Genomic DNA, 11,907 nt, shown 5'->3' with positions numbered 1-11,907 from the left:
GTCCATTCATTCTTCACTATGAAAAGTAAGTATGATAAGGACACAGCAGTGTTTTTACTAATAGGAAGATATATTGTTCGTTTTTTAATATAAAAGGAGATGTTCAAATGCAGCTGACGGATATAAAAAAAAGAATGGAGCTGCCGGTTATTATGGCTCCAATGTTTTTAATTTCTAACCCTAATATGGTTGTCGGGGCTTGTGAAGCTGGGATTATTGGAACATTCCCGGCTCTTAATGCACGTACAAAAGAGGTTTTAGATAGCTGGATGACTGAAATTAATGAGAGATTACTAGAAAAGACAGAAGCAGATCCAACTGCGAAAATTGCTCCCTGGGGAGTAAATTTTATCAGTCATTCCTCCAATAAACGATTCTATGAGGATTTGGAATTAATCGAAAAGCATCAGCCTCCAATTGTTATTACTTCCTTAGGGGATCCTTCGCCTGTTGTAAAGATTGTTCATAACTATGGCGGGCTTGTTTTATCCGATGTTACTGATATAAAGTTTGCCAAGAAAGCATTGGAAAAAGGCAGCGATGGGTTAATTTTAGTAGCAGCAGGAGCAGGAGGGCATGCAGGAATATTAAATCCATTTGCATTTATGGATGAGGTACGGAGCTTTTTTGATGGGCCGGTTGCTTTGGCAGGGACAATTACAAAGGGAGAACAGATATTGGCAGCAGAACTGTTAGGAGCTGATTTTGCTTATGTTGGTACGCATTTTATTGCAACTGCAGAGAGCGGAGCAAGTGCTGCTTATCAGGAATCCATTATTCAATCTGCTGCTGCTGATATTATGTATACGCCTGCTTTTAGCGGTATTCCTGCTAATTATCTGATACCAAGCATTGTTAAAGCCGGTCTCGACCCAGAAAAATTACCGGAAAAAGCCGGGCTTGATTTTAAGAAGCTTTCTGATTCATCTGCTAGAGTCTGGAAGGATATCTGGGGAGCCGGCCAAGGTGTCGGCGGGACCAGTAAAACACAGACTGTACAGGAAGCTGTTACTGAATTAAAACAGGCATATAAACAAGCGAAAAACATCCATCAACTTACTTGAAAAAACTATATGATGACAATAGATGAGGGAGTGATAGATGATGGCAGATGCAGTGAAATATGAAAAGAAAGAATCAATTGCTTTTATTTCCATGAACCGTCCAGAAAAACGGAATGCCCTTTCGATTGAAATGGCAAATGGTTTTGTAGAAGCATTGAAGGATGCAGAGAATGATTCTGCTATTAAGACAGTTATTATCAGCGGCGAGGGAAAGATATTTTCAGCTGGCGGTGATTTAGAAGTACTGCACACACTGGATAACAGTGTAAAAATAATGGAATATATGAAACAGGCATTGGAAATTATTCAGACCATCCGGGAGCTTGATAAATACGTAATCAGTGCAGTTCATGGTTTTGCAGCAGGAGCAGGGTTCAGCATTGCTGTTGCAGCAGATTTTGTAGTAGCCAAAAAGGATGCAGCCTTTGTATGCAGCTTTACCAATGTCGGAATAATACCTGATCTGGGCTTATTAAAGAAATTAACAGATAATCTGCCAAGTGCGATAGCAAAGGAATGGATTTCTTCTGGAAGACCTGTATCAGCAGAAGAAGCGTACCATCGTGGCATTGTAAACAAGGTCACAGAAGGAGATGTGCTGGAAGCAGCTGCAGATTATGCTGGTTTTATTGTCAACGGACCGCCGCTTGCCAATAAATTTGTAAAGCATATGGTGAACCATGCAGATGAATGGAGCACCGGTACAAATGATTTGCAGGAAACAGCGATTCAGACCCTGCTGCTGCAATCAGAGGATAATAAAGAGGGCATTCAGGCATTTTTTGAAAAAAGAAATCCGGCATTTAAAGGAAAATAATGAAAAGAGAGCCTGATTTCTAAGAAGGAAGTGATCTCCATGATAGATGAATTAGGAATCAAACAGATCAGATTGGCATTACCTTTTCGGCTGAATCATGTAAACTGTTTTCTAGCCGAGGAGGAGAACGGTTATAAAATGCTAGATACCGGGCTGCATAATAAAGAAACTGAGAAAGTATGGGATAAAGAATTAGCAGGAAAACAGATTACTGATATTATTATTTCACACTACCATCCGGATCATTTTGGCTATGCGGGAAAGCTGCAGGAAAAAACGGGTGCGGAGGTCTGGATGCCAGAAATTGATTTACAGATTGCTCTTCAGGCCTGGGAAAAGCCTTTTTTGAAAAATCTGCAGGAAAACTACCAGCGGTCAGGTATTCCAGAGGATATAAGCAGGGCACTGGCAGAAAATACAGCCTCATTTGCACCGCTGGTAACACCATATCCAAAGATTCAAAACCTATTGAATGAAGGAGAAACAATTCAATTTGGAAAATATGCCTATGAAATTATACATACACCAGGTCATTCAGATGGGTTAGTCACCTTTTATAATCGGGAGAACAGTGTGCTTTTGTCAACAGATCATATTCTGCCGAAAATTACTCCGAATATCTCCTACTGGTTTCACGGTGATCCTAATCCTTTAGAGAATTATCTGAAATCCCTGGAAAAGATAAAGAAGTTGGATGTAGAATGGGTTATTCCATCACATGGCAGCTCATTCCAGGATGCATCGAAGCGGATATCTGAAATTAAAGCACATCATGAAAAACGCTTAAACAGCCTGCAGGAAATGCTGAAAAGCGGATTAACTATCTATGAAACAATGAAAACGCTTTTTCCAAAACAGCTGGCAGTTCATGATACCCGGTTTGCAGTTGGTGAAACGGCCGCTCATCTGGAATATTTACGTTTGGCGGGTGAATGTGAGCGGGAATTAGTGGAAGGTGTTTATATTTATCATATTGGCAGTCATAGATAGGAAACATCAGCTGTATAAATCATGAAAACTCTGATTTACAGATTCCTTTCACTTTCCTTTCTGGTATCAGTTATTATATGATGAAAGAAAAGTCGGGAAGGGAAGGTTATGAAATATGAGTGGACATTTGCAGGATACAGTTACATTGAATAATGGTGTCGATATGCCTAAATTTGGACTTGGTGTGTACAAGGTTGAGGAAGGGCAAATTGCAGTAGATGCAGTGAAAATTGCATTGGAGCACGGCTATCGCAGTATTGATACAGCTTCGTTTTACCAGAATGAGGTCAGCGTCGGACAAGGAATAAAGGAGTCTGGTGTACCAAGAAAAGATATTTTCCTGACATCAAAAGTATGGAATGATGAACAAGGCTATGAATCTACCTTGCAAGCATTTGAACGAAGCCTTAAAAAATTAGATACGGATTATCTGGACTTATATCTGATTCATTGGCCAGTGAAAGAAACATTTGTGGATACCTGGAAAGCGTTAGAGAAGCTCTATCATGATGGACGTGTCCGTGCAATAGGAGTCAGCAATTTTCATATTCAGCATTTAGAGCGGCTGCTTCCGGAAGCCGAGGTTATACCCGCAGTTAACCAGGTTGAATTCCATCCACATTTAACACAGGAAGGATTACGTGCATTTTGTGAACAACAGGGAATCCACCTGGAAGCATGGTCTCCGTTAAAGCGTGGCCAGCTGTTAGATCATCCAACACTTGTCTCTATTGCAGAAAAGTACGGGAAGAATGCAGCACAGGTTATTCTGCGTTGGGATGTTCAGCATAATGTGATTACTATCCCTAAATCAATTACACCTGAACGAATTATTCAGAATGCAGCTATATTTGATTTTACATTAACAGAAGAAGAAATGAAGCAGATTGATGCTCTAAATGAAAATAGCCGTTCCGGATCTAATCCAGACGACTATTAATAAATAAAAATGCTCAGCGCAGGTAACTTTCCAGTGCTGAGCATTTCTTCATAGATCGGGGCGATTCCCGTAGTAGACATTTTCTTTGGCAAGAACATCAGTGTTTTAAAGACCAATTGATTTTCTTGTTTTTTCATTTCCTACCGATTCCAAAAACGCTGTTTGGCCATTGCATTAACAAAGGCTTTATAGAAGCCTTCATTTGGAGACTTACTTGCTAAAACACCGGGACGATCTTGAAGGTGGATTTCTTCTATCCATTCAGCTCCTTCGCCGATACCTCCAATTGGTTTATAATGATTAAACTGATCCACAATAAATTGATTCGCCATAAAATGAAAATCTCTTGTAGCATAAGGACCGCCGATAACGAATAAACCGTCATACAGCAGAGGGGATCCTGTTAAAAATGTGTCATCAACGGAAATCGTATCTCCGCCTGTTCCTTGTAATGTTCCAAGTTTACTGCTTACAAAGACAGGCTGCAATCCAGCTTTTTTCCATGAAGCCATAGCAGCTTCCAAGGCATTACTGTCATATTGCTCATCAATAATAACCCCGACCTTTAAGGTATCTGCAGTAAAAATCGTATTTCTCATACTTAGAGCCGGTGAGGAAGCAGTGACATCGGATTCCTGAATATCCTCCGGCGGAGCTGGTACGCCAACCTGCTCAGCAACAGAAACAGCCAATGGCCTGCTAATATGGGCAAGCATTCGAATCACACGTTCACGAACTGCCGGTGTTTTCACTTTCCCAAGCTCAAAGCTGAATGCCTGCAGGATATGGCTTTTTTCCACATCACTCATACTGTTCCAGAAAAGCTTTGCTTGTGAAAAGTGATCTTCAAAGCTGGGAGCTGTTTTACGCACCTTTTTCCCTTCAACAAGAGATGGATAGGTGACAAATCCCCCTTTATCGCCGGGAACAGTATAAGGGGTGTTGTCAGCCAGGTAATTTTGATGATAAGCAACTTGACCTTTATCAATAACATAACGTGCTGCACCATCACGGTGATTATTATGTGCTGTGTGGATAGGACAATTAATCGGGATTTGCTTGAAATTTGTGCCAACACGATAAAATTGTGTATCTGCATAGGAGAACAATCTGCCCTGCAGAAGCGGATCATTAGTAAAATCAATTCCGCGCACAATATTTCCTGGATGAAGGGCAACCTGTTCTGTCTCTGCAAATACATTCTCGACATTTTTATTTAAGGTCATTTTCCCAATTTTTTTAAGGGGGATAAGCTCCTCCGGCCACAGCTTGGTAGCGTCTAAAATATCAAAGTCAAAATCAAACTCCTGGTCCTCACGGATAACTTGAATGCCCAGCTCGTATTCAGGGAAATTCCCTTTGTTAATATTCTCCCATAAATCCCGCCGATGGAAATCTGGATCAGCACCGCCGATTTTTTGGGCTTCGTCCCAAATAAGAGAGTGTACACCTAAGGTTGGCCGCCAATGAAACTTACAAAAATGTGACACACCTTCTTTATTCACAAGACGAAATGTATGCACACCGAAGCCTTGTATCATCCGAAAGCTGCGCGGGATTGTACGGTCGGACATAATCCACATCATCATCGCTGCCGATTCTTCGTTACTGCCGATAAAATCCCAGAAAGTATCGTGCGCTGTCTGCCCTTGAGGAATTTCATTATTTGGTTCCGGTTTTAATGCATGAATTAAATCAGGGAATTTAATGCCGTCCTGAATAAAAAAGATAGGGATGTTATTGCCGACTAAATCAAAATTCCCTTCCTCCGTATAAAATTTCGTTGCAAAACCACGCACATCACGTAATGTCTCGTTAGCTCCCCTTGATCCGGCAACCTGTGAAAAACGGACAAATGTAGGTGTTTTTCTGCCAGCTTCCTGTAAGAAATGTGCATCTGTTAAATCTGCTTGTGATTCATAGCATTCAAATATTCCGTGCGCTCCATAGCCGCGCGCATGGACATTTCTCTCTGGAATACGTTCTCTATCAAAATGCGAGAGCTTTTCACGGTAAATAAAATCCTCCAAAAGCTGCGGTCCGCGATCTCCGGCACTGAGTGTATTCTCATCATCCGAAATTTTAACCGATTCATCCGTTGTCATCGGTTTTCCTTCATTTTCTCTATAAAATTTTTCCAGTTGTCTGATTTTTTTATTTTCCTCCGGTTTCCGGTTATTGCTGTCTGTCATGTATATCCTCCTTTTAGACGAATTTCTTCACAATAATAGGAGTATATTCGCCTGAAAATGGATATATGACTGAAGGCAGAGAAGGATAAATATTGCATTATATTTAAAATGATTAGATTGCTTTTTGAAGTGTATATAATAATATTAGAAGTAGACAGATATCAAAGAGGAGAGAGCATATGGGCTGGATTAATTTTATTATTTTTATCATATTGGCAATAGCGGGAGTGTGGGGAATGCTTTCCAGAGCAAAATGGATGAAAGAACAATCTCAAAAAAACAAAAAGCCTTAATTTATAAAGAATTAGAAGGGAAAAGATAATGGCTTATAGTGAGGAGGCAAGAATAATAGGTATAGACAGGCTGTTTCTGCGCCTGTTTAAAGAATCAGATGCTCCAGAAGTTACCCGGCTACGTAATAACTATAATATTTACAAAAATGCCTTGTATCTTCCATATCCATATTATAAAGAGGATGCATTAATTTGGATAAAAGATCATTTTGAAAATTTTGAAGAAGAAAGAAGCTTTGAATTTGCCATTACTGATAAATTGACTGGAAAGCTGTACGGCGCTATAGCGCTCTCTAATCAGTCAAAATTTAGTAATGGTGAATTAGCTTATTGGATCGGTGAGGAATATTGGGGGAATGGCTATGCAACAGAAGCAGCAGAGGCTGTCCTTGAATTTGCTTTTGCAGAGAAAGGGTATCATAAAGTTTTTGCGCGTTACTTTCATACAAACCCGGCTTCCGGAAGAATCATGAAGAAAATAGGTATGAAAAAAGAAGGAACCTTGAAAGAACATGTTAAAAAAGATGATGAGTATATAGATCTTATCTTTTTTGGAATACTTGAACAATAACCTGATTTAAAAAAATTGCTAAAAAAATAAAGAGCTGCCCCATGGGAAAAGCTCTTTATTCCACTTCTTAGCAAGATGTTAATCTTTTAGATACCGAGGGTCGGGTTAACCAAGCTCTCAATCTTTCGGCAACAGTCCGACCATTTGTAAGCCATATAAAATGCCATCGTCACTTACATCCTTTGTGACATAAGCAGCTGCTTCCTTCACTTCAGGTAAACCATTTCCCATAGCGACCCCATTAGGAATCATTTTAAGCATGTCTAAATCATTTAAAGCGTCTCCGAAAGCGTATTGTCTTTCAGCAGAGAAATCAAGATATTTAAGTAGTTTCTTGATACCAAGGGCTTTAGAAACGCCTTTTGGAAGAACATCTACAGATTTAGGGTGCCAGCGGATAAAATCAAAATCAGTAAATGTATCTTGATAAAGCTTCTCTTCTCCTTCTGTGTTGAAGAGGAGCCCCTGATAAATTTTATTATGCTTTACAAAATCCTGTTCCTGGGATGGATAAGCATCTACTTTTAATGTTGAAATGCTTTCCACGATATATGGATGGTCATTAGGTACATTTGTTGTCATTTTTTTATCATTCATATAAACAACAGGGTGATTTTTATTTAAAGCAAATGCTGTTAATTCATCCAAAGCTTTTGGATTTAAAGTATTTGCATAGATAACTTCTCCGCGAAACACAACATATTGCCCGTTGTAGCATATGTAAGTGTCAATATCTAATTCTTTTCGTAAATCTTCAAATAAAAATTTTGCCCGGCCTGTTGCAATAGCAACCTCATGACCCAGCTCCTTCAACTTGAAAATCGCCTTTTTCGTTGATTCTGGCAGTGTTCTTTCCTCTTCCGTCAACAGTGTTCCATCAATATCGAAAAAAATAATGCTTTTATCTGATACCATCTAATCCCTCATTTCACCTTCATCATTCGTTTCCTATTATGATGGAACTTCTGTCGAGATTCAACTGAAGACCTTTATCCACCTAATTCAATTATTCTTCACAAACATATGCAAATCGCTTACAATCAGGATAGATGAAGAAATGAGGAGTTAATGATATGAAACGCCTAGTACTGCTAATTGTAATGTGTATTCCGGTTTTTCTGGCAGGCTGCTTAAGTCCAAACAGTGCCCGGATAGTAAATGATATGTATACAGCTGCCCTTATGGGTGAGGAAGAAAATGTTGCTTCTTACTTTTCAGAGGAATATTTAGAAGCACATCCAATAGAGGAATTAACGAATGAAGCAGCAGAGGATGTCCGAGCGATGTATGGAGTAAATATGATGAATATTACACTTATTCGTGACCGGGAGCTGCAAGATAATTACATAGAATCAATCGGGTTATCAGATGAACAGAATTTATTTGTTATTACAGCGCAAACAGATGAGGCTGAAGTGATGGTTTGGATTGTTGAACGAGGAAAAACCCAGTATACGATTATTCAGGGAGAAAGGTATGACTTGGATACATATAATGAAAAAGTACTTGATTAAAAGCGGACTTCCTGCCATATTTTTTTGTTTGAAAATGAGACAGATTGTTTTTCTAAAATATTTCCATAGAGCATGTTTTAAACTTCCTCTGCATAGGATATAGAAATCGTTGCAAGATGGAGGGAGCCTGCGATGGATATTTTAAACAAAGTAAAAAATGATAGAGAAACAGAAAAGCAACTGGGATGGGAAGGTACATTTGCGGAATACTTAGATTTGGTAAAAGAAAACCCCACAATTGCACAAACTGCTCATTCCCGTGTCTATAATATGATAAAGAATGCGGGAGTCAAAGAGAAGGATAACCACAAAATGTATCAGTTTTTTGGATCAGCTATTTTTGGATTAGAATCTGCAATTGAAAGCTTAGTAGAAGAATATTTTCACCCGGCAGCACGAAGATTAGATGTCAGAAAACGAATTTTATTATTAATGGGCCCCGTCAGTGGAGGGAAATCCACGATTGTCAGCTTGCTGAAACGTGGCCTGGAGCAATATTCGCGTACAGATGAAGGTGCAGTGTATGCGATAAAAAATTGTCCAATGCATGAAGATCCTCTTCATTTAATACCGCAACATCTGCGGGAGGATTTTTATGAAGAGTATGGTATCCGGATCGAAGGCAGCTTATCGCCGCTGAATACGATGCGTTTAGAGAAGGAATACGGCGGCAGGATTGAAGATGTCAAGGTGCAGCGGATCTTTTTCTCCGAGGATAAAAGGGTGGGTATTGGAACCTTCAGCCCATCAGATCCAAAATCACAGGATATTGCTGATTTAACAGGAAGCATTGATTTTTCAACGATTGCGGAATTTGGATCAGAATCTGATCCGCGGGCTTATCGATTTGACGGGGAATTAAATAAAGCGAACCGTGGAATGATGGAGTTCCAGGAGATTTTAAAAAGTGATGAAAAATTCTTATGGCATCTGCTTTCTCTTACTCAGGAAGGGAATTTTAAAGCAGGAAGATTTGCGTTAATTTCCGCTGATGAGCTAATTATTGCTCATACAAACGAATCGGAATATAAATCATTTATTTCCAATAAAAAGAACGAAGCGCTTCATTCCAGAATGATTGTTATGCCAATTCCATATAATTTGAAGGTCAGTGAAGAGGAACGGATCTATCAAAAAATGATTCAGGAAAGTGATATTGCTGATGTACATGTGGCTCCACATGCCTTGCGGGCAGCAGCAATATTCTCCATTCTGACCCGATTAAAGGAATCGAAAAAACAGACTGTAGATGTGGTGAAAAAGATGCGGCTCTATGATGGAGAAAGTGTGGAGGGCTATAATCAAATTGATGTAGAGGATCTATTAAATGAATACGCAGATGAAGGAATGTCAGGAATTGATCCAAGATATGTCATTAACCGTATCTCCTCAACGATTATCCGTAAAGAAGTTCCGTCGATTAACGCTCTGGATGTATTACGTTCGTTAAAAGAAGGATTAAATCAGCATCCATCTATTTCAAAGGATGACTTGGATAAATATTTAAATTATATTTCGATTGCCCGAAAGGAATATGATGAAATTGCGAAGAAAGAAGTTCAAAAAGCCTTTGTTTATTCCTATGAAGAATCTGCGAAGACTTTAATGGATAACTATCTTGATAATGTAGAGGCCTATTGTAACCAGAATAAATTACGTGATCCGCTTACCGGAGAGGAAATGAATCCGGATGAAAAATTAATGCGTTCGATTGAGGAACAGATTGGTATTTCTGAAAATGCGAAAAAAGGTTTCCGTGAAGAAATTCTAATCCGCTTATCTGCCTATGCACGCAAAGGCAAGCGGTTCGATTATCAATCACACGAACGTCTTCGTGAAGCGATTCAGAAAAAATTATTTGCTGATTTAAAAGATGTTGTGAAAATTACAACATCCTCGAAAACACCAAATGAATCACAGCTGAAGAAAATTAACGAGGTAATTGCCCGCCTTATTGATGAGCATGGGTATAATTCGGTGTCTGCGAATGAACTGCTGCGTTATGTGGGAAGTCTATTAAACCGGTAAAGCTATAGCTGTGGTCTTCTATCTTAGAAAAAATAATAGGTGGTATCCAGATGAAGATGGATGCCACTTTTTATTTTTTCTGATAAAGAAAATAGGTTTTCTAAAAACCTCAAATTCTTTTAATCCGTCTGCAATAACTTATCCTCTCTTGCATAGAATAGATAAAGCATGTTTCTAAAACTGTTTGTACCATAAACTGATGATTGGAAACAATTAAAATATAAGGAGAGGATTCGAGTGTCCAATGAGCAAGAGCATAATTTCGTCGTCTCCCAAGAAAACTGGTCTCTCCACCGAAAAGGTTATCAGGATCAACAGCGTCATAATGAAAAAATTAAAGATGCAATTAAGAAGAATCTGCCTGATCTAGTCAGTGAAGAAAACATCATTATGTCCAATGGAAAAGATATGGTAAAAATACCAATTCGTTCACTGGATGAATATAAAATCAGGTATAACTATGAAAAATCAAAGCATGTCGGACAGGGAAACGGAGATTCAGAAGTTGGAGATGTTGTTGCCCGTGCACCCGGAAGCGGTGATGGCCAGCAGGCCGGAGCTGGAAATGGAAAGAAGGCTGGAGATAAGCCGGGTCAGGATTATTATGAATCAGAAGTATCCATTGCGGAGATAGAAGATGCATTATTTCAAGAATTAGAGCTCCCTAATCTGCAGGAAAAAGAAAAATCAGAGATTATTACGGAAAAGGTCGAATTTAATGATGTACGAAAAAAAGGATTAATGGGGAATGTCGATAAGAAGCGGACGATATTAACAGCATTAAAAAGGAATGCCCGGGATGGAAAGGCACAAATTACACCGATTTATAATGATGATTTGCGTTTCAAGACTTGGAATGAAGTTATCCGTCACGATTCCAAAGCAGTAGTCCTGGCAATGATGGACACGAGTGCTTCAATGGGGGCTTTTGAAAAGTATATTGCTCGCAGCTTCTTCTTTTGGATGAACCGTTTTTTAAAAACCAAATATGAAAGTGTGGAATTTGAATTTATTGCCCATCATACCGAGGCTAAAATAGTTACGGAGGAGGCATTTTTTTCAAAAGGAGAAAGTGGGGGAACTATTTGTTCATCTGCTTATTATAAAGCTTTGGAAGTAATTGAGGAAAAATATAATCCGTCCCGCTATAATATTTATCCATTTCATTTTTCAGACGGAGAGAATATCAGCTCGGATAACAAGACATGCATTGAGTTAGTCCACCAGCTGATGGAGAAATCAAATATGTTTGGTTATGGGGAAGTAAACGGCTATAATCGTTATTCAACCTTGATGAATGCCTATAAAACTATCGAAGACCCTAAGTTTAAGCATTATGTATTAAAAGAAAAGGCAGATGTATATCATGCCATGAAGAGCTTTTTTAAAAAGACCGCAGAACATGTATAAAAAAATAACAGCTCAAAGATTTGCATAATTATTTCTTTGGGCTGTTTTATTGCTGATAAATACTATTGCAGAAGAAGTTTAGCTAAAG

10 protein-coding genes are annotated in these 11,907 nt (G+C 38.9%); 8 read left to right on the top strand and 2 right to left on the bottom strand.

The window, feature by feature from the left end:
• Positions 1 to 107 precede the first annotated feature (107 nt).
• The 4 genes from OSO01_RS11730 to OSO01_RS11715 all read left to right on the top strand — a co-directional run bounded on the left by OSO01_RS11730 (position 108) and on the right by OSO01_RS11715 (position 3,811).
• A complete protein-coding gene (locus OSO01_RS11730; RefSeq protein WP_147210627.1) occupies positions 108 to 1,064 on the top strand; it encodes an NAD(P)H-dependent flavin oxidoreductase in 957 nt (318 codons plus the stop codon).
• A 37-nt stretch (positions 1,065 to 1,101) separates the two neighbouring features.
• Positions 1,102 to 1,881 carry an enoyl-CoA hydratase/isomerase family protein gene (locus OSO01_RS11725; protein WP_246145140.1) on the top strand — a complete coding sequence of 260 codons (780 nt, stop codon included), beginning with the start codon at positions 1,102 to 1,104 and terminating at the stop codon, positions 1,879 to 1,881.
• Positions 1,882 to 1,920: 39 nt separating this feature from the next.
• Complete coding sequence (locus tag OSO01_RS11720) at positions 1,921 to 2,871, top strand: MBL fold metallo-hydrolase (protein WP_147210626.1); 951 nt, start codon at positions 1,921 to 1,923, stop codon at positions 2,869 to 2,871.
• Positions 2,872 to 2,986: 115 nt separating this feature from the next.
• Positions 2,987 to 3,811, top strand: a complete 825-nt coding sequence (locus tag OSO01_RS11715) for an aldo/keto reductase (protein WP_147210625.1) — start codon at positions 2,987 to 2,989, stop codon at positions 3,809 to 3,811.
• 140 nt (positions 3,812 to 3,951) lie between these two features.
• Here the strand turns inward: OSO01_RS11715 and OSO01_RS11710 are convergent, their stop codons facing one another.
• Positions 3,952 to 6,003, bottom strand: coding sequence for a catalase (locus OSO01_RS11710; RefSeq protein ID WP_147210624.1), 2,052 nt, complete (start codon positions 6,001 to 6,003; stop codon positions 3,952 to 3,954).
• A gap of 321 nt (positions 6,004 to 6,324) precedes the next feature.
• Between OSO01_RS11710 and OSO01_RS11705 the strand changes: the two genes are divergently transcribed.
• A complete protein-coding gene (locus OSO01_RS11705; protein WP_147210623.1) occupies positions 6,325 to 6,867 on the top strand; it encodes a GNAT family N-acetyltransferase in 543 nt (180 codons plus the stop codon).
• A 117-nt stretch (positions 6,868 to 6,984) separates the two neighbouring features.
• On the opposite strand, the gene OSO01_RS11700 is transcribed toward OSO01_RS11705, so the two are convergent.
• On the bottom strand, positions 6,985 to 7,782 hold the full coding sequence (locus tag OSO01_RS11700) for a Cof-type HAD-IIB family hydrolase (protein WP_147210622.1): 798 nt from the start codon (positions 7,780 to 7,782) through the stop codon (positions 6,985 to 6,987).
• Positions 7,783 to 7,940: 158 nt separating this feature from the next.
• On the opposite strand from OSO01_RS11700, the gene OSO01_RS11695 reads away from it, so the two are divergent.
• The 3 genes from OSO01_RS11695 to yhbH all read left to right on the top strand — a co-directional run bounded on the left by OSO01_RS11695 (position 7,941) and on the right by yhbH (position 11,819).
• A complete protein-coding gene (locus OSO01_RS11695) occupies positions 7,941 to 8,381 on the top strand; it encodes a hypothetical protein (RefSeq protein WP_147210621.1) in 441 nt (146 codons plus the stop codon).
• A gap of 132 nt (positions 8,382 to 8,513) precedes the next feature.
• Positions 8,514 to 10,409, top strand: coding sequence for a PrkA family serine protein kinase (locus OSO01_RS11690; protein ID WP_147210620.1), 1,896 nt, complete (start codon positions 8,514 to 8,516; stop codon positions 10,407 to 10,409).
• Between the two features lie 237 nt (positions 10,410 to 10,646).
• The gene (gene yhbH / locus OSO01_RS11685) at positions 10,647 to 11,819 is read left to right on the top strand and encodes a sporulation protein YhbH (protein WP_147210619.1); all 1,173 of its coding nucleotides are present in this window, start codon (positions 10,647 to 10,649) and stop codon (positions 11,817 to 11,819) included.
• Positions 11,820 to 11,907 lie beyond the last annotated feature (88 nt).

Origin of the sequence: Oceanobacillus sojae, from assembly GCF_007991515.1 — a bacterium.
In the GTDB taxonomy this organism is placed as follows: Bacteria; Bacillota; Bacilli; order Bacillales; family Amphibacillaceae; genus Oceanobacillus; species Oceanobacillus sojae.
This window is presented reverse-complemented; position numbering and strand designations above follow the sequence as displayed.

Bases quoted from the DNA above. Each gene is read 5' to 3' on its own strand.
- OSO01_RS11720 (WP_147210626.1), top strand. From the start codon at position 1,921: ATGATAGATGAATTAGGAATCAAACAGATCAGATTGGCATTACCTTTT.
- OSO01_RS11730 (WP_147210627.1), top strand. From the start codon at position 108: ATGCAGCTGACGGATATAAAAAAAAGAATGGAGCTGCCGGTTATTATG.
- OSO01_RS11695 (WP_147210621.1), top strand. From the start codon at position 7,941: ATGAAACGCCTAGTACTGCTAATTGTAATGTGTATTCCGGTTTTTCTG.
- OSO01_RS11715 (WP_147210625.1), top strand. From the start codon at position 2,987: ATGAGTGGACATTTGCAGGATACAGTTACATTGAATAATGGTGTCGAT.
- OSO01_RS11690 (WP_147210620.1), top strand. From the start codon at position 8,514: ATGGATATTTTAAACAAAGTAAAAAATGATAGAGAAACAGAAAAGCAA.
- OSO01_RS11700 (WP_147210622.1), bottom strand. From the start codon at position 7,782: ATGGTATCAGATAAAAGCATTATTTTTTTCGATATTGATGGAACACTG.
- OSO01_RS11725 (WP_246145140.1), top strand. From the start codon at position 1,102: ATGATGGCAGATGCAGTGAAATATGAAAAGAAAGAATCAATTGCTTTT.
- OSO01_RS11710 (WP_147210624.1), bottom strand. From the start codon at position 6,003: ATGACAGACAGCAATAACCGGAAACCGGAGGAAAATAAAAAAATCAGA.
- OSO01_RS11705 (WP_147210623.1), top strand. From the start codon at position 6,325: ATGGCTTATAGTGAGGAGGCAAGAATAATAGGTATAGACAGGCTGTTT.